Genomic DNA, 18,871 nt, shown 5'->3' with positions numbered 1-18,871 from the left:
TTTCTTACAATAGATCCGGTGTCCAGTCCATATCTACATCACTTCCGCCGCTGTCTCCACCGGAACTGCCGCTGTCACTGCTTCCGCTATCGTTGCTGCCGGAATCACTACTGCCGGAATCACTGCTGCCGCCGTCATCATCGTCGTCATCGTCGTCATCGTCATCATCCTGTGCAGGTTCCGGGGTCGGAGCCGGTGTGGGCGCAGGGGTCGGAGTGACTGCAGGCTTTGTCGCAGCAGGTTTGGTCGTGGGCTTTGGCGTGGTGCCGGGATTCTGGGTGGCTGCAGGTTTCTGAATACTTCCACCGGTCTTGTCTCCCGACACGGTTCCGCTGCCGGTGATCGTCTGCCCATCGTTACCGGCTGTACTGTTGCCATCTGCACTGCCGGTGATTTTGCCGGTAATGCTTCCCGTGACGCTTCCGGATGCAGTGGTATCATGGTTTTCTTCATAAGCCGCAAAAGGATCCTGTTTTGCCATTTCTCTGACCGCACCGGCGCTGACCCAGTATTTTCCGTCAAACCATTGTACTTCTCCGTCAAAAATACGGATCTGCGGGGTATCACTGTCTATGGCACCCGTGGTGTTGTCCGCTGCGTTGCCGTTCTCTCCGCCATCAGTGGCGGCACCGGTTCCCTCTGCTGTATTTGCATTGTTCTCTGCTGTCATATCCTCTGTCACCTCATAGGACGTGTATTCCGGACGGGTCTCCAGTCCGATCATTTCCCCGCCAAAACGATACTCCTCTGCGGTAATATCCCCGCCGATTCCCTGCCACAGGCAGTTCTCACCGGTAGCATCATAGGCATAGAGAACCAGATCCGTATAATCTGTTCCCTCCAGCAGTTTTTTCTTGATTTCTTCGGAAGGCTGCTCTGTCAGAATCTTTCCTTCGGAATCAAAGCTTCCCGTGTAAGTGATATACTCCATGCCCTCCCGGTTGCTCCAGAGGGAATAGACATCCAACGCACCTTCTCCGGTATGGACATCGCAGGTATAGTCTCCGGCGAGCACACCGCCCTGCATGGTTCCCTGTTCATGGGTAATGCTTCCGGTAGCGCTGTCCACGCTCCAGGCTTCGAAGGTACCGTTCCAGTCCTTCATGGTTTCCGGTGTATCTGCCAGAGGCGCTGTTGTATCCGAAATCTCTGTCGTTGTATTTTCCCGGGCTCTGGCTTCTGTGGTTCCCGTTTCCTGTGTGGCATCGGGATTCTCAGTTTCTGCCGGATCCGCGATGTTCTCGTCCGCACCGGCCGCTGTCACTGTTACCAGCCGGATCGTTGCACCCTCCTGGCTCAGGAATCGTTTCGTGTCGTTTCCGGTATACCACACCCTGGAGAAGCATTGTCCCTCTTCCGTATAGCCGGTCTGTACATAGAGCAGAGGCTGACTGTCTCTTTCCAGATAGTAGTTTCGCTGTCCTTCTTTCAGTTTGGGCATCATGGTGGTGAACCAGTCCTCGCTGTCGATGAGATTCACGCTCTCACTCAGATACTCGGTCAGCTCCAGATCATTTTGCATTTCCTGTGCACGGCTGCGGATCCCCTCTGTCTCTTCCTCCAGATTCACGCTGATCTCCTGTAGAGCAGCAAATGCTTCCTCATCCGCATAGAGCCGGTAATCCTGTTCCAGCATATCCCGCTGTTTGCGGATGTATCCCGCTCTGTTGTAGGCATCGGCCAATGACAGATAATCCTCCTGGGTAAACTCTCCTTTATTATATTTTGTCTCCAGATTGAGAATCTCCAGCTCCAGCTCTGAGAGCATCGGCTGTGCCTCTACGGGAGTCACGGCATCCTTCGCATTTTCATCACTGCCATCTCCGCAGGCCGTCAGGGATGTTACCAGAACAGTGCTCATGGCCAGTGCCAGAAATCTTGTTGCTTTTCTTTTCATCTTTTTGTCCTATCTGTTTTTCATTCTTAACTATTGTGCATCACTGATCAGTTTTCGCAGGAAAGTATCCGCCTCCGATCCCTGTGCATAGGTTCCCATATTCAGTACCTGTTGTGCCAGAGCATAGATGCTGCGGGCCTGCACCGGACCGTAAATGGTAATGTCCTTGCCATCCTTGTTCAGGATGATGTATCCGCGGAATGCATATTCCACCTTATACTGGTTTGCCGGAAGGCCGACCAGTACGGAAGTGAACCGGTATCTGCCACTCACGGTCTCATAAATACTATCCTGATGGGTGCCGTTGGCATTCGTACCGTAAGCCAGTCCGCTGATGACTTTTTCGCCGCCTTTGATCATGGGATAGCTTGTCCGGTTGGCATTGTTCATGACCAGTGTTCCGTATTCCTTGAGATGATAGCCGTTCACACCATTTCCCAGCAGTTGTGCTCTGAGGTCCGTACTGATACCGGTCTTAAAGCGGATTCCCGCTTTTCCGGTAATCCGGATGGAAAATCCATGGTAGGTCAGCAGATCCGTAAGTCCCGGCTGTTCTGTGGCCACATAGGCATTGTTACGATATTCCAGGGTCCAGACATACATGCCGATAGGCGCTCCGTTCTCATTATACCGGTACACGACCGCCGACTGGGCATTTCCGTTCGGCAGTTTGACGATACGGCGGTTATTCCGCACCTGTGGTGTATAGGCAATACCGTCCACGTAGATCGTGGAAGCATCGTAACCCGACGGTACCTGCAATACCACATTGGTAGAGGAAGTCGGCATCGGGCAGGGGCTGGCCGGCATATTTTCATAGACCGGAATCTTGAAGACAAAGGTATTCTCCAGCGCTCCCGCACTTTCATACAGTTTCTTCATGCTCAGTGCCTCACTGGTGGGTGCTGAGATGTTCTGCATATACTGATGGGTATATACCGGATTGCTGGCAGTGGGGGATACATTGAATTTCTGTAAATACAGGGTATCCTGGCCCTTACGTATGTAGCTTGCGGAGATTACTTCCGCTCCTCCAAGGATCGAGTAGTAGGCTCCATGCCAGTCATGATCTTTGGCATAATTCAATCCATTGCGGATCACTTCTTCATTGGTACTGCCGGAAGCTCCCACATTGAAATAATTGTAATAATGTTCATAACCGGGATAGGTGCCGGAGATCAGCGGGGATGTCCCCTCTCCCTGCTCCTGCAGTACTCTGGCTGCCAGATGGAACGGGCTGACCTGCCGGTTCTCCTCCGCACCGATGGACCAGAAAATATGGTAGAATTTCATTGAGGTCTCCGGTGCGTTCTGACTGCTGTTCATGAAGGTTCCCTCGAGGAAATTCTTTACCGCTTCTTCCGTATGATAGCTTGCGTTGTAGGTCAGCTGTTCAAACTGGAAAATAGCATTCTCCTGCAGGGAATTTCTGGGGTCCATGTATAATTTCAGTACATCTTCCGAAGCGAAATACCAGTTGGGGCTGTGCTGTCCTTCCTTGCAATAATCCCCGTAACTCTTATAGACCAGACTTTTTCCACCCTGCAGTTCGTTGTTGACTGCGGTCTGGAAATCCAGTCCGGTATTCTGTCGTACAAAGGTCCAGTTGGGATGTTTCTGTTTCAAAGCCTGCAATGCCGGCCGGTAGCTCTCCGGGAACTGCTCGATGTCCGCATAGACACCGGTGGCATTTTCCTCTGCCAGCATAACCGCCGCTCCGGGATTCATGCCGTACAGTTCTTCCCATTCCAGAAACCGTTCGTCGGAACATGCCAGATACTTCCGGGGGATATATCCCTCGTAGACCTTACCGCTTACCTCCGCGGACACCTTTTCCCAGACCTGATAGTCTTCAGCCACTGTCACATCCAGGATCTCCACCATCTGTCCGCTGGGTACGGTGACTGTTTTTGCACTGTTATCGTCCGCTTCCTCACGGATCGAAAGTTCATCGCACAGATACACCAGTGCCATGACTTCCCGCTCTTCTGCGATATCCTGCAAAGCCCCTCGTGCTTCTTCGATCCATGCCTGATCTTCTTCATCCAATGCATGCGTCTGATAGGTATTGCCCTCGTAGGTGAATATAAATGCCGCCAGGAGAATTGCTCCCAGAAATGCCAATTTTCTCTTCATATAACGTGACTCATTCCTTATTTTATGGTTGCTGTGTTGCCCGTTCTATCCTGCTTCTACGTCGGGCATCACTCTATGTGCTTCAGTTTCTTATGCAGTACCCGGATTCCCTTCGGTGCAATGGCAAACAGTGTATGATAACACTTGTTCTTTTTGGTAAGCCAGGGATTTTTCATGGCTCTCCACCAGCCGTGACGCAAGTCACGCACCACCCTGCGGTAGAATGCGTTGTCCCCGGTCATCTGGGCGATAGGGATGTGCAGCAGATAATCCAGCCGCTGGAAGATCCCGAACCGGAATGCAATTTCCGACAGCTCCGGATATTTTTTATCCACCAGTGCAAGCACCATGTCCGCATTGTCGATATTGTCGGCGAATACTCTGGAGAACCGGTTCTTGTCTCTGGTATTGCTGTCCGGACGATAAAATACATGATACGCCTGTCCGGGAATGCATGCAATCCCCGGAACTGCACTTTCCTCCCGGGTCAGCATTTTTACTAATAAATGAAAATCTTCATTCAGTGCCCCCACCGGAAATTGTTCTATGGTAAACAGGTCCTTCCGCAAAAGCTTGGTACAGAAGGAGCAGTCTCCGCGGTGCATCAGAAGTTCCTTCAGAAAACCTTCTGCCGGGATCACCTGTTCCGTTGCCACCGGCTCGCAGATATTCGGTAAAATATTGCCGTCTTTGTCGATTTCATCTCTGCCGACCTGCGCTACGGGCATTCCGGTCTTTTCGATTGCCCCGTACAGCCGCTCATACATATCCGCATCCACGTAGTCATCGCTGTCCACAAAGCCCACATATTCTCCCCCGGCCTGCTGTAATCCGAAATTCCGGGCGGAAGAAGGCCCGCCGTTCTTTTTATGGAAGACGCGGATTCTCTCATCCTCCGTTGCCAGCCGGTCACATAATGCCGGTGTCTCATCCGTGGAACCGTCATCGATCAGCAGGATCTCCAGATTTTCGTAAGTCTGTGTCCGCAGGCTTTCCACGCAGCGGGGCAGATACGGTATGATATTGTACACCGGCACGATCACGCTGATCAGCGGTTGCTTGGTTACACTACTGTTCACTGTTTATTCTCCTATACATAGACCGCTCCGGGATTACAGGGGCCGGAGAGCAGGGGCCGTCATTCCATAATTGTGGAATCACCGGGGCAGGTGTTGTGATGTCCTGCATCACATTCTGGCCGGCATCCGGCATTTCCTGTTCTTCTGACATTTCTGGCAAGAACTTCATTTTCCGGCACAGTTCGATCAATCTTTCCGCAGCCGTCCGGGCATTCCATTCCCCGACAATGGTCTGCTGTGCGTTTTCTCCCAGTCTGCGGCACTCTCCGGGATCCCTGAGAAGCCGTTCCACGGTCCGAAATAATTCCTGTTCCTCACCGTCCCGGTACATCCTGCCGTTTTCTCCCTGACGGATCAGCCAGGGAGCCGCTCCGATCATATGATCTGCCACCACAGCACAGCCGCTGTTCATGGCTTCATTCACCACTGCCCCCCAGCCTTCTTTGCGGTCACTGGTGACCAGATAGATTTCTGACTTTTCCATGGCCGCCCGGACTTCTTCCGGGCCTTGAAAACCGGGAAAGGTGATCACGTCGGTCACTTCGAGTTCCTCTGCCAGGCGATGCGTCTCTTCCTCCAGTTCCCCTCCGCCGATCATGGTAATATGAAACGTATTTTCTTCCAGATGTTCTTTTAAATAAGATGCTGTTTTCACCACCAGCTCCGGATGCTTCCAGTCGATCATCCGGGCCGCCCACAGAATACTGCCCGGTTCTTTGTGATCGAAGGGCTGCCCTGCCTCGTAATGCCTGGTCTCCGGGAAATAGCCGAAGCGCAGCATTTTGCCGGGGTAGGCATTGATCAGGTGATAATCGCAAGGCACATAGGCTCCTGCGCACAGGAAATACACCGGTGCCTTACGGTATCTGGTGTGATCCTTGTATTTCTGCAACAGGCCTCTCGGAGAAACAGCCTTCCATTGCCCTTCCTTATATAAGCGTTCATTATAACGGAAGATCGGTTTTCCGGCAGTCAGTCTCTCCTGAATATAGCTTTCGTCATCGCATCCGCCGAAGATCACCACATCCGCGGTAAACAATAGTTTCTCAAAATCTTCCGCATCTGTGACGGCGTTGCTGTTCGACTCAGAGCCGGGCGTTTTCTCCCCCCCAGACTTATGTGCACACGAATTCTTCGCAGCGTAGCGCACGTAGGGACGTTCCTCGGCCTGCCAGCCCATCTTCACCCGCTCTTCTTCCATGGGCTGTGTCTGCAGGAAACAGAAATCTCCCTCCAGCAATTCATACAGAGCATCACAGAAGGACAACTGATGATGATTAAAATAGTTTGAGACAAATATCAGCTTCATTCCTTCCTCCCTGCTATGTTTGCATAGATTTCCTGCAATTTTGCGAAATTCTGCTCTTTATCATGGTTTTTTCTTGCATGTTCTCTTGCATTTTTTGAGTATTCCAGTATTTTCTCCGGAGAACTCCACATTTCGATAATAGAATTTGCCATGGAATTTACAATATTTTCCAATTCTTCTGTTTTTGTCGTTTTATAATTTCGCGTGTTATTTTTGCTTTCAGAAGCATCTGACGCATATTTGTCATTTTCAGCCACTTCCGACAGCTGATGTCCCCGGCACCACAGACCGTCCCTTCCGCCATCAAACAGGCTGGGGATTCCCCCTACCTCCGTGCTGATGCAGGGAACTCCCAGAAGCATGGCCTCTCCCAGGGAATTCGGTGAATTTTCCAGAGAGGAACAACACAGGAACAGATGACTTTTCAGAAATCTTTCCTTCATTTCTTCTCCGGTCAGTTTTCCGAGGAAGTGTACCCTGTCCTCCAGCTGTCCTTCCCGGATCAGTCTGCGCAGGTAACGGCCATATGCCGATATTTTCAGCTTTTCCTTCGGCGTCCGGTATGCCGTCAGATCATTTCCTGCCACATACACCTGTACCCGGGGATATTTCTCCCGGATCTGTGGCAAGGCCTGCAGCAGATAGTGCAGTCCTTTCAGAGGATAATCCGCCTGACTGACGAAAATGGAATAGGGTTCACAGTGCTCCGGCTGCCATTGTCCTTCATAAAAGGAAGCCCGCAGGGTCTCATTCATCGTATAATAATGTGCCTTGGGATTCCACGCGGTAGTCACTGCCCTGTCCCAGGCGGTTCTTCCGGTGATATTGCCGGCAAGTCCTATTGCTTCCCTCTCCATTACACCTCTGCGGGCAAATTTTTCCTGCTGGCTGCGCAGGGTATCCTTCTTCACCAGATCCCGGAAAGTGGTCTTGTGGATCTCCGATTCCGGCATATCGGCAAAATATGCCTCCGCACACAACGTACAGATTCCCTGAATTCCCACCAGTATCTTCTCCTTGTGGGGAAACACCCGGCATACTGCCAGTGTGTGTGGATATTCCGTGCCGAAACAGTGGATCACATCCGGTGAAAAGTCTTCCGTGATCCGATGCAGTTCTTCTTCCAGCAACGGCTGATATCTGTCGGGGTGTACGGTGTCTTCGTGGAATCCATAACATGTGATATTATATATTTCAGCATCTGTATTTGTCTGTAAATGCTCCCGGTCTTCTTTTTCCCATGGCATTGCTATCTGCAGTCTCCAGGGCACCTCCGTATCTGCCGGCACCGGGAATGCCACAGCCAGCTCCAGGTCACTGGAATTCTCCGCGGCTACCTGCTCCAACAGACCGGACAGCCAGCCCTCTTTATTCGAAGCTTCTTTATGCAATGCTTCGGCTATGACCGGAAGCATGATATTGCAGACCCACAGCACTTTCATAAATTAAATCCTCTTTTAATTAAAGATCCAGTTTAGATACGGAAGCAGCCGTATCTCCACATCATACATTCCCCGCAGCAGCATTACGAAATACAATAGATATGCTGCAACAACACCAATAATACACAGGGTTCGGAACCATCCTTTTCTGGCATCCTTCAGCACACCCGGAATCAGGAAAATCTGGCTTTGGATCAGGTAATATGCCACTCGGGATACTTCCGGGATAAAGGAGCCGCAGGAATAGAGCACCAGTCCCGCCAGATTCAGGTAGAAGTAATAACGGTTTCTGCGATTTTCCTGAGCGCTGTCCTTCCAATAGATCAGGCACAGTATCAGCACTGCCAGGCATTTGGCGATGTTGACATAGGATAACTGTCCGTTGTCGAACATGGAATCCTTGTAATAGGGATAGAACCGGAAGATAATATTCCGGTACACATCCTGTCCGAAGATCAGAGATAAGATCAGTAATACGCCAACCGCATAGTGCCACTTTTTCAGCCGGATCCGGGACAAGAGATCTATCACAATATATGCCGGGATGACCAGCAGTACCGATTTGTGGATCGTACAGCCCATCAGCACCCAGAGAAGAAACTTCCCATATTCTCCCCGCAGCACATATTTCTGCGCATACATGGCCAGTGCCAGTGCGAAATAGTAACGTACCGAATTCATACTATTAAAGTAAAAACCCTGTGTCAATAACAGGAACAGGGAAAATACATACCAGTCCGCCTGATCATGCAGTGCCTTCAGGAAAAAGAAGACCGTAATCAGGGAAAAGAAGCCAAAGATCGGAAGATAAGATCCCTCTCCGAAAATCAGATGGAAAAATTTCACCAGATACACAAAACCGGTTTCGTAGGAGACATGCCTTCCTTGATCGATCAGCTGAAATTTCAGCCAGTAGACCCAGTAATCACCGCCCACAGCAATGCGGCAGGCAGAAACCCCGGCCAGGAGACAGAAGATGGCGAATTCCGCCACAGCATTGCACGCCTGCTGTCTGTCCGGCCCGGCCGCCATCAGATCCCCGGAGGTATTCCCACGAAAGGAGCGTCTGCCGGACAGATATTCTATCGTATAGTCACGATTTTTTACCAGAAAACCGAATGCTACGGTAACAGCTGTCAATATGATATACACCAGTGCGCTCTTCTCCATGTGGAACCTCCTTTCTTTATGGCCTTTTTTCCAAAAAGCAAGCTATCGTCCTCCTGCCTCCCGGATGCCGTCACGCATCCACTGTCTGGCCTGCTGCAGGCTTACCTCTGTGCACAACATGCCCTTATGCGCATATAAAAACCTCAGCGCCAGCGGCCATTCCAACCATCCATACAGATAATGATACAATACTCCTCTGTCATGGAAAAATTTTTCATTATAGCCATGAAACCAGGTGGATTCCCCGGCTTCCTCTCTGCCGATGGTCACCGGTGCAGTATATACCCGGCAGCCTTTTTTAATAAACTCCGTTAAAAACAGGCTGTCTTCTCCATTGCTGTATTTTGCTCCACCGCCAAACAGCAGGGAGAACGTAATACCAGATTGCAGCAAGCTTTCTCTGCGTACAGCAAAGCTGACTGCTCCATACCGCCCGCAATTATACCAGCGTACCGGTTTCCGTTCCGTAATATGGTAGGTGCGGCGTTCTTCCTCCACCTCGATATTGAAAATGATCATATCGGCCCGGGGATTCCGTTCAAACTCCGCAAGAACAGCCGCCTCATAACCATCTTCATACACAATATCTGCATCCGAAAAAAGGCAGATGTCCCCTTCCGCCCGAAGAATGGCCTCATTGCGGCTTCTGCCGATGCCACGGTCGGGAAAACTGCAGAAACGGATTCTTCCGTTCCCCGGAGATATCTGCATTTCCTCCTGCCCCAGCCGGTCGCACTGATTGATGATCACCGCGTCCGATTGCAGGTTCATATGTTGTACGGTCTCCGGAAGAGAAGCATTCATTACCGATGCCAGAACTTCTACCTTCATGCCTGCTCTCCTCCGTGTTCTGTATTCTGTGTCTGTATGGCTCCCGGCAGAAAATAATAGCTGCGAATCAGCTGTTCATCCGCATTCCACAGGAAGGCTCCGTCCACAGAGCAGTCCTGGGTATGCAGATACTCTAATACCGCTTCCAGTCTCTTTCCTACCCGTTCTCCGGCCGGCACCGCCAGCAGAAATGCATCTGCCTTACGAAGTGTCTCTCCACTCTCCGGGCATAACAACGGACTGGGAACCGCTACATATTCCACCGGTATTCCCTTCCGGATCTTACCTGTCTTAGCCAGCTTCTGCAAATCCTCCACGACTTCCTTCGGATCCGCTTCCGGCAGTGCCACACATACTGCCACACGGCAGATTTCCGCATTTTCGGACTCCTTTGCCTGCTTTTTATCGTACACTTTCTCCAGCGTATACATCAGATTTTCCGCAAATCCCACACTGCGCACCGTTCCCAGACTGTTCAGTCCGTAGCGTCTGCGAAGTGTTGCCGGCAGCCAGATGCTGTCCTGCGAGATCTCCACCAGCAAAAAGAGGACTACTGCAAAAAACAGAGACAATACCGCCGCCAGAATGACTGCCCGCACCGGGCGCACATCCGGTACCACGACTTCTGCAAAATCTCCGTGATCCAGCACTTTGATCCGGTCGATCTCCACGATACTCTCTGCAAATTCGTCACACATGGTATCCTCCACTGCATGGGCCAGAGCAATACTCATCTCCGGATCCTGAGTTGCCGCCTGTGTCACCGGAACACTGAAATCCGAGGGAAGTGTTGCCGAGAGGTCTGCGATCCACTGATCTCTGCCCAGAGACAGTGCTTCCGAAGCTCCATTGTCTCCCCGTTCCACAGCCTCCTGCAGATGCTTCTCCACACCATCCAGGAATTCTCCCGTATGGATCATGGTGTTCCATGTAGCCTCGTTAATGTAGTACGCACCCGCCGCATTGGGGTTCTCTTTATATTCTACCTTATAAGTGGAAGAAGCCGCATACCCTGGATCGGGCTGCAGCACCACATTTTTTACATAATAACCGCCACCGAACAGTAATGTTCCCACTACTGTCACAGCCAGTATTTTCCACAGATTGCGGCATAGCCGCAGACACATAAGTCTCAGGTCGAAGGGCTCTTTTCCGTAGCTTACTTCCATGCGTCTACCTCCTGCCTTCTCAGTCGTCATCCTTCTCGGCACGACCATCGTAGGTTGCCTTGAAAGCCGTTACCTGTTCGCTCTCCACACCCTCGGTACTGTCCGGCCAGAACAATACCTTCAGTGTCAGAAGCATCAATTTAAGATCCAGCCACACAGAATAATTCTCGATATATGTTAAATCCAGTTTTAATTTATCATACGGAGAAGTATTGTACTTTCCGTATACCTGTGCGAAACCGGCCAGTCCCGCTTTCACCTTCATACGGAATGCGAACTCCGGCATGACTTCCATGTACTGTGCAATAATCTCCGGGCGCTCCGGTCTGGGGCCGATGAAAGACATATCTCCCCGCAGAATATTGATCAGCTGGGGCAGTTCATCCAGTCGGCATTTGCGGATCACCTTACCCACGGGAGTGATACGCTTATCCCCTTTCTGTGCCAGACGTGCCACGCCGTCCTTCTCGGCATCAGTGCGCATACTGCGGAACTTCATAATATAGAATTCCCTCTGTCCTGTGGTGCAGCGCACCTGCTTGTACAATACAGGTCCGCCGTCATAAAGCTTGATGGCAAGCGCTGTCAGAAGCATCAGCGGTGAAGTCACCACCAACAGGATCAACGAGCAGATCACATCGATAGATCGCTTGATGAACCGCTGCTCCATGCTCAGGGAGTACTCTCTGGTCAGCAGGATAGGCGTGTCAAATACATGCAGTTCCTCGGAGCCAACTAAAATAACATCTGATATTTTAGGCATGACATAGACACGGATGGAATGAGCATAGCAGAATTTCAGAATAATATTACGATCCTTTTCATTAATATCCCAGATTACTACCGCATTGATCTCACCGTTCCGGTAATTATCCAGAATCTCACGACACAGCTCTGTTGTACCCTTTTTGATGTGCTCGCATTTTGTGATCTTATATTTGTCCTTACGGCTTTCAAATTTGTTGACAATGTCTTCGATGGGACGATCGCCGTGGATCAGCAGAAGCTCTCTGGGCGGGAATGCTGTACGATAGATCTTGTTGGCAATATTGGCATAGATGGTCACCGCTATGATCTGTAAAAATACCATCAACAGGAACATATCCGCCGGAAAAATGCTACGGGCCATCATACACAGTTCCGCATAGATCAGCACATCCGCCATCAGGGTTGCAAACACCTGGGAGAAAATAATCTCCGTGTTTTTCATGTATCCCAGACGCATGCCGCCGTAGGTCACGGAGAAAAATATCAGGATTGCACTGTAGATACCGTTTTCCAGCAGAAAGCCACGATACCAGATCTTCTGCAGGGGATCTACCAGCTGGAACTGGAAATGGAACTGCCACATGTAGGCAAACAGGCTGATCTCCAGCAACAGACAGATCATCGACAACCCTATATTGATCAGACGCTTAAAGGATTCCCTTTTCCGCAGTCGGTTTTCATAATAATTACCGTTTGTATTCAAAACAAACTCCTCCTATACTCTGCGTTTTACGGCGCGTACCGCCCAGAAGCAGAAATGCCAGGCACTGTTCGGCACTGACATGCCTTCCGCCTTACGGTACAGATTCCAGATCCTCCGCAAAGCTTCCAGCTTATTCGATGACAGGGATTTCCCTGCTCTCCGATATTTTACCAAATTTTGGTCCAAACCACAAGCTACATAACCCTCCCGCAGTATTCTCCACCACAGGGCAGTGTCCTCACTCTTGATCTGGGGCATCTGCAGTTGTTCTTTCGACAGCTGTTCCATATCGAACATCACGGTACTGGTAAAGATTGTGGTATTTTTCAAAGCTTCTTTATAAGTAATCGTGGCCGGCACACGGACAATCTTTCCGATACCCTTGCCATTCTCATCGGCGAATTCATAGCCGGTAAACACAAAGGCTGCCTGTTTCTCTTTCAGAAAAGCCAGCTCTTTTTCCAGCTTGTCCGGTGTCCACAGGTCATCTGCATCCAGATAGGCCAGATACCGGCCTTTTGCTTCGTTGACTCCCAGATTACGTGCTCTCGCCGCCCCCAGATTCGTAGAGTGAGTCAGCAGACGGATTCTCGTGTCTCCGGTTCTCTGAATATATTGTTCTATGATCTCCCTGCTGCGATCCGGGCCGCAATCCTCCACCAGCAGCAGTTCCCAGTGTGGATACGTCTGTGCCCGGACGCAGTCCATCGTTTCTTCTATATAACGTTCTGCCCGGTACACCGGCACCACAATACTGATCAGTTCCTGTTCCATTTTGCTTTCCTGTTCCTAATTCTTACAAATCGTTATAATTTTCCCTATCTTTCCGCAAGATGCTTACTTACATCACGATCAGGAAATATCCGCCAAAGGACCGCAGTCTGCCGTCCGCAGCCTCTTGCAATTCCTTCTGTACATCCTCCGACAAGTCCTCCGGCAATAAAATGTAGTCTATACCGGCCTTCCCGGCGCTGTCAAGGCACGCAGCAAAATCTATTTTCCTGCCACCGGCTTCTGTCGTGGTATTTTCATCTGTCCGCAGATATTCCGTCTCCCCGGTAGTCTCCAGGTGGCTCATCCACAGATACATATCTTCCTGCCAGGTCTCATAGGTATCATAGGAGTAGCTGCCCAGCGATGCATCCCAGATGCTTCTGCCGTATACCGGGTGGATCTCAGCGCTGTAGGCTCTGGCAGCCTCCATGACCTCCTTCGGCGCCCACAGACTGTATTCCCGTGAGTTTCCTTTTTCCGCATTGTATACAGAAAGCTGCTCCAGAATTTCCCTGGTGGGAGTTCCCTGTTGCTGTCCGGGCATTCCCGTCAGTGCCGGTATCTGCGTTGTCTGTGCCACGGTCCATTCCGACACCGGGTTTCCACCCAGGAACAGGATGCCCAGCAGGATCAGCACAGCCATCCCGTTTCGCAGGCTTTTCTCTTTTAATAGGTTACACAGAAAGTCCGTTGCTGCCCATGCGATCAATGCTGTCTGGGGTACCGCCGCCCAGATCCATACATAAGAGTAAAAGGCGGTCTGGTATTTTAACAGGATCAGTGCCGTTACGGGACAGATACAGCCAAATGTCACCAGCGCTCCGTAAAGATACAGCCGTTTCCGTGCTTTTTCCGCCCCGGATGCATTGGCTTCCTTTCCGGAACCATAGAGGACAAATCCCAGATACAGGATCGCCAGCAGCAAAAGTGCCGCAAATTTTCCATGTTGTGTATAGTCGGTCCAGCCTGTCAGGGCGGACTGCAGAAGTGTCATCATTCTGTAGCCTCCTCTCCTGACCTGCCATGTGCATCAGTCATTTTCCGTTTTTCCCATCGTTTCCGGAACTGGGAAACCAACGCTCCAAGTATCAGCCATGCCACAGTAACAAGCAGGCAGACTCCCGCGCCATACAGGGTCCAGACTATGCAGGCCTCCGCCAGGATACAAAGGATCACGCCCGTATATTTTCTGTCCATCAGACAGGACAGCAGATACGGAAGCAACACCGCCGCCCGGATCGTCACACCGCGGAATCCTCCGTAAAACACATCAAATCCATCCACTCCGGGCATATAGGCCCCTGTACTGAACAGTATTCCCACGATCAGCAAAAACGTCCGTCTTTTCACAGAATTTTCCGGAAAAAGTGCTTTCCCCAGGCTTCCGTAAGCTACATAAGACAACAGCAGCGTAATGCAGGGGATCAGACGATACACCACGTCTACGGGTGCCATACCCGTAAAACGGCTGATGGCCCCGTACAGAGTGGGCAGGCACAATATTTTCAACCGTAAGGACATCCCCATCGAATATGCCGTCCCCGTGAGAGGATTCACGGTATAAACAGCATTTTCCCTGAGAAATGTGTTCACGGTCTCCACCGTCATATCTCCGGTCAGCCACATGCGGTTCCCCGTCAGTATCCGCAGAATCTGCAGCAGGATCAGAAATGCCAGGATGCCTGTGAGAATCTGTGTGCTTTTTTCCTTTGCCGTGTCTGTCCCGCTGTTTTGATCCGCAACCGGATCATTTTTACCGGCTGTGGCCCGTTTTCGTGTCTGTCTGGATATTACAGACAATAATATTGCCGCCAGAAGAACGATTCCCACCTCTGCCAGCAGTAGATCCGTTACAGTCAAAAAAGACCACCCTAACAGGCAGCCTGCCAAATGGGCGATCTCTGTCAGCCCGATAATGATCAGGCTCCCCCCGATCAAAATATCCGATGTGCGAAAAGTCATTTCATCTCCCATACCCGCCTTTTTCTTACACGGGCTTTTGTACATCTTACCATATTTATATGGACTTGACAAATATAACAGCATTTCCATACAACAAAAAACCGCGTACCGGAAACTTCCCCATTCCGATACGCGGTCTTTCTCAGTCTGCAGAGGAGAATACTGCATCTGCTTAATTAACAAACTCTCCCTGTTCCAAATAATTAAAATTAATATGTTACATAGCCTTATAATCCAGTCGGATGTTGTCGGCGATACGTGCGATGTACTCGCTGTTCGTAGGTCTTGTCCTTCCGGAGGCTACAGAATAGCCAAAAATCTTTTCGAATGTCTCCACATTTCCTCTGGACCAGGACACTTCAATGGCGTTCCTGATCGCGCGTTCCACTTTCTGATCTGTGGTCTTGAAATGTTTCGCGATGGTGGGATATAACAGCTTGGTAACGCTGCTTACTACCTCCATGTCTTTCCCTGACAAAATGATTGCATCACGCAAATAGTGATAACCCTTCAAATGCGCCGGCACCCCTATCTCCAACATGATTTTGGTTACATATCTCTCTAACTCTGAATCTTTTACTGCAACAATATCCAAAACAAGTCCCCCTTTTTACTTGTCGAGTATTGCTCCTCTGCAGTGACTGATAGAGAAATCATATCATAGCTGTCGATATTTGAAAAGACATTTTTCCGTTAAAATATAGTTAAGAAACTAAAAATGTTACATTTTACCCCTATTTTGTAACATTTTTACGTACATAAAAAACGGATATTTATGCGGTTTTTCTTAAATTTCCTCTTTTACCAGGTAAATCGGACGGCGTTTTACTTCCATGTATGCCTTTGCCAGATACTGCCCCAGAATACCCGTACAGAAAAACTGTACGCCGCTGGTCATCAGGATGATGCACACCAGAGAAGGCCAGCCGGACACCGGATCTCCGAAGATCAGCTTCCGCACGATGATAAATATGATCATCAAAAAGGCAATGATGCAGAACAGCACGCCCACAAAGGAAGCGATCAGAAGCGGTGCCGTGGAAAATGCGGTGATACCGTCAAGGGAATATACCAGGAGCTTCCAGAAATTCCACTTGGTCTCGCCCTTGGCGCGCTCTACATTCTCATATTCCAGCCATTTGGTCTTAAAGCCGACCCAGCCGAAGATTCCTTTGGTAAAACGATTATATTCCCGCATGGACAGGATGGCATCCACCATCTGTCTGGTCATCAGGCGATAATCTCTCGCTCCGTCCATCATTTCCGTCTGGGAAATCTTCTTCATCAGATGGTAAAATCTTCTGGCAAAAAAGCTGCGGATCGGCGGTTCGCCCTTGCGGGTCACGCGGCGGGTCGCTACAGAATCATACCCCTGCCAGATCCATTCAAACATCTCCGGCAGCAAGGAAGGCGGATCCTGCAGATCCACATCCATCATAACCACGTAATCGCCCTTCGACTTTTCCAGTCCGGCAAACATCGCCGCTTCCTTCCCGAAATTTCTGGAGAAAGAGACAATATGCACACGGGAATCCTGTTCGATCAGCTTTTTCACTTCTCTCACAGTGCCGTCTTTGGAACCGTCATCAATATAGAGAAGCTCCAGTTCTATTTCCTTTTCCTTGAAAAAGGGATCATTTTTCGTCAATTCCTGATAAAACAGGGCAACGCTTTCTTCTTCATTATAGCAGGGAACGATCACGCTCAATAAGCTCATTTTGTAATCTCCTTATGTTTTCCTGTCGCTTTTTCAGGCTTATCTGCGCCACTGTGCGACAGGTAACAGCTATATTATACTATCCTTCGATGCATCATTTCAAGGTCAACACTGTACTTTTTCCGCTTTTTGGATTATACTGGATTTATATATGTCTGTTCTGCAAACTACAGCATATAGGAAACGAGGTTATTTATGACTTTTTTTGAACAGTTTTTCAGCAATACCATTTTCCTGACTGCAGCCTTCGGCTGGCTGGTGGCACAGGTTCTGAAGACGCTGATCCATTTGATCGTCTCCAAGAAATTCGTTGCGGAGCGTCTGGTCGGCAGCGGCGGTATGCCCAGTTCTCACTCTGCTACCGTATGTGCCCTGGTAACAGCGGTCTGCTACGAATACGGTGCGGGAAGCTTTGAATTTGCCATTTCCCTGATCCTGGCGATCATTGTAATGTATGATGCTATGGGAGTACGCAGAGAGACCGGTATTCAGGCACAGGTATTGAACGAAATGCTGAGGGTCTTCGAAGATATGGGCCGCAGTGAGATTTCCGCCCATGATAAATTAAAGGAATTCGTGGGACATACTCCCCTGCAGGTGTTGATGGGTGCGCTGTTAGGCATTTTATGCGGCGTGGTCATTTACAGCTTCTTACTCTGATAACCGATCGAGGTGTGATTATATGTGTAAATATAAATTTCGACGGCAGTTTCTGCAGACTGCGGTGCCTCTTCTGCTGACTGTCTCCATGATGCTTACCGGATGTGGACAGACGGGTAACTCCGATTCCCCGGTCCGTCCGATCCTCCCGGATAACAGCCCGGATTCCTCCACGGTTTCTTCCGGGGAAAAGCTTCCGGATCCCGTAACGATCGTTGTAGAGGATGATTCCACTCCTCCCGCTGAGGGCATGGTCCGCAGCCGTCTTACGAACGAATGGGTGGATGCCGATGTGGCTGCCACACGCCCCATTGCCGTAATGATTCCTAATGAGGCCTCTGCGATCCCACAATACAGTCTGTCCGATGCTTCTATTATTTATGAGGCGAATGTAGAGAACCGTATGACCCGGATGATGGCAATCTACGAAGACTGGCAGAATCTGGACAAGATCGGCAATATACGCAGTCTTCGTGATTATTATGCTTACTGGGCATTCGAATGGGATGCTTTTATCGTACATTTCGGCGGTCCGTTTTTCATCAATGAGCTGCTGGCGCAGCCGGATACTCAGGATGTAGACGGTACCTCCGGCAGTGATGAGGCTGCCTTTTTCCGTACTACCGACCGTAACAAGCCCCACAATGCTTATGCTTCCGGTGAAGGTCTGCAGAAGGTGATCGAGAAAAAGGGCTACAGCCTGGGATACCGCGGACTCAGCGATGAGAATCATTTCAGGTTTGCCACCAAGGCGGAACCGAACACCCTTGGGCAGTACGGTGCCAAAGCAAAGGATGCCACCTATATCGATATGTCCGGGTGTTATCCGCTGACAAGGTGTTATTTTGAATTTAACGAGGATGACGGCCTCTATTACCGTTCCCAGCATCTGTCCGGCAGCACAGACGGCCCTCATATAGATGCCGCCACCGGAGAGCAGCTGACTTTCAAAAATATTCTGGTACAGAATACGTTTCACGAGGAACTGGGCGAGGGGTATCTGGCTTTTCAGTGTCATGACACCACCCGGGACGGCTGGTTCTTCACCAATGGCAGAGGAATACATGTGAATTGGGAGAAGACTTCCGATTACAGTGCCACCAGATATTACGATGACAACGGGGACGAGATCATCCTCAATACCGGCAAGACCATGATCTGTATTATCGAAGATGGAGATTCCTTTACGTTCCATTAATGTAAATGGAAAGTTAGTAAAGAAATGCTATCAAATCCCCGTAGCCCTTGGCAAGG

Annotated in this window: 16 protein-coding genes; 2 read left to right on the top strand and 14 right to left on the bottom strand. The window is 50.1% G+C overall.

What is annotated here, in order from left to right:
* Window positions 1-4 precede the first annotated feature (4 nt).
* From ACLTOH_RS02825 to ACLTOH_RS02760, 14 genes are all read right to left on the bottom strand, one after another.
* Window positions 5-1,897: a hypothetical protein gene (locus ACLTOH_RS02825; protein ID WP_412223293.1), complete on the bottom strand. Its 1,893-nt coding sequence runs from the start codon at window positions 1,895-1,897 to the stop codon at window positions 5-7.
* 30 nt (window positions 1,898-1,927) lie between these two features.
* Complete coding sequence (locus ACLTOH_RS02820; protein WP_412223292.1) at window positions 1,928-4,033, bottom strand: hypothetical protein; 2,106 nt, start codon at window positions 4,031-4,033, stop codon at window positions 1,928-1,930.
* Window positions 4,034-4,101: 68 nt separating this feature from the next.
* On the bottom strand, window positions 4,102-5,112 hold the full coding sequence (locus ACLTOH_RS02815) for a glycosyltransferase family 2 protein (RefSeq protein WP_118539949.1): 1,011 nt from the start codon (window positions 5,110-5,112) through the stop codon (window positions 4,102-4,104).
* A complete protein-coding gene (locus tag ACLTOH_RS02810; protein ID WP_412223291.1) occupies window positions 5,102-6,421 on the bottom strand; it encodes a glycosyltransferase family 4 protein in 1,320 nt (439 codons plus the stop codon). The genes ACLTOH_RS02815 and ACLTOH_RS02810 overlap by 11 nt, the downstream gene beginning before the upstream one ends.
* Window positions 6,418-7,863: a glycosyltransferase family 4 protein gene (locus ACLTOH_RS02805; RefSeq protein WP_412223290.1), complete on the bottom strand. Its 1,446-nt coding sequence runs from the start codon at window positions 7,861-7,863 to the stop codon at window positions 6,418-6,420. Before ACLTOH_RS02805 ends, ACLTOH_RS02810 begins: the two co-directional genes overlap by 4 nt.
* A 15-nt stretch (window positions 7,864-7,878) precedes the next feature.
* Window positions 7,879-9,033, bottom strand: coding sequence for an EpsG family protein (locus ACLTOH_RS02800; RefSeq protein ID WP_412223288.1), 1,155 nt, complete (start codon window positions 9,031-9,033; stop codon window positions 7,879-7,881).
* Window positions 9,034-9,075: 42 nt separating this feature from the next.
* A complete protein-coding gene (locus ACLTOH_RS02795) occupies window positions 9,076-9,864 on the bottom strand; it encodes a glycosyltransferase (protein ID WP_412194504.1) in 789 nt (262 codons plus the stop codon).
* The gene (locus ACLTOH_RS02790; protein ID WP_412223286.1) at window positions 9,861-11,033 is read right to left on the bottom strand and encodes a hypothetical protein; all 1,173 of its coding nucleotides are present in this window, start codon (window positions 11,031-11,033) and stop codon (window positions 9,861-9,863) included. The genes ACLTOH_RS02795 and ACLTOH_RS02790 overlap by 4 nt, the downstream gene beginning before the upstream one ends.
* A gap of 19 nt (window positions 11,034-11,052) precedes the next feature.
* Window positions 11,053-12,504, bottom strand: a complete 1,452-nt coding sequence (locus ACLTOH_RS02785) for an exopolysaccharide biosynthesis polyprenyl glycosylphosphotransferase (RefSeq protein WP_412223284.1) — start codon at window positions 12,502-12,504, stop codon at window positions 11,053-11,055.
* A gap of 12 nt (window positions 12,505-12,516) precedes the next feature.
* Window positions 12,517-13,278, bottom strand: coding sequence for a glycosyltransferase family 2 protein (locus ACLTOH_RS02780; protein WP_412223283.1), 762 nt, complete (start codon window positions 13,276-13,278; stop codon window positions 12,517-12,519).
* A 67-nt stretch (window positions 13,279-13,345) separates the two neighbouring features.
* Window positions 13,346-14,275 carry a hypothetical protein gene (locus tag ACLTOH_RS02775; RefSeq protein WP_412223282.1) on the bottom strand — a complete coding sequence of 310 codons (930 nt, stop codon included), beginning with the start codon at window positions 14,273-14,275 and terminating at the stop codon, window positions 13,346-13,348.
* Window positions 14,272-15,330 carry a DUF6077 domain-containing protein gene (locus tag ACLTOH_RS02770; protein WP_412123196.1) on the bottom strand — a complete coding sequence of 353 codons (1,059 nt, stop codon included), beginning with the start codon at window positions 15,328-15,330 and terminating at the stop codon, window positions 14,272-14,274. Before ACLTOH_RS02770 ends, ACLTOH_RS02775 begins: the two co-directional genes overlap by 4 nt.
* A 127-nt stretch (window positions 15,331-15,457) precedes the next feature.
* On the bottom strand, window positions 15,458-15,835 hold the full coding sequence (locus ACLTOH_RS02765) for a sporulation initiation factor Spo0A C-terminal domain-containing protein (protein ID WP_022311937.1): 378 nt from the start codon (window positions 15,833-15,835) through the stop codon (window positions 15,458-15,460).
* A 192-nt stretch (window positions 15,836-16,027) separates the two neighbouring features.
* Entirely contained in the window at window positions 16,028-16,957 is a 930-nt protein-coding gene (locus tag ACLTOH_RS02760) for a glycosyltransferase family 2 protein (RefSeq protein ID WP_022311936.1), read from the bottom strand.
* A 195-nt stretch (window positions 16,958-17,152) separates the two neighbouring features.
* Here ACLTOH_RS02760 and ACLTOH_RS02755 point away from each other — a divergent pair, with 195 nt between their 5' ends.
* Both ACLTOH_RS02755 and ACLTOH_RS02750 read left to right on the top strand, forming a co-directional pair.
* Window positions 17,153-17,617, top strand: coding sequence for a divergent PAP2 family protein (locus tag ACLTOH_RS02755; protein WP_412223281.1), 465 nt, complete (start codon window positions 17,153-17,155; stop codon window positions 17,615-17,617).
* Window positions 17,618-17,639: 22 nt separating this feature from the next.
* Window positions 17,640-18,815, top strand: a complete 1,176-nt coding sequence (locus ACLTOH_RS02750) for a DUF3048 domain-containing protein (RefSeq protein WP_022311934.1) — start codon at window positions 17,640-17,642, stop codon at window positions 18,813-18,815.
* Window positions 18,816-18,871 lie beyond the last annotated feature (56 nt).

This window comes from Waltera sp. (genome assembly GCF_046969025.1).
Taxonomy (GTDB): domain Bacteria; phylum Bacillota; class Clostridia; order Lachnospirales; family Lachnospiraceae; genus Acetatifactor; species Acetatifactor acetigignens.
The sequence above is the reverse complement of the archived record's forward strand: the minus strand, read 5'-3'. Positions and strand labels throughout refer to the sequence as shown.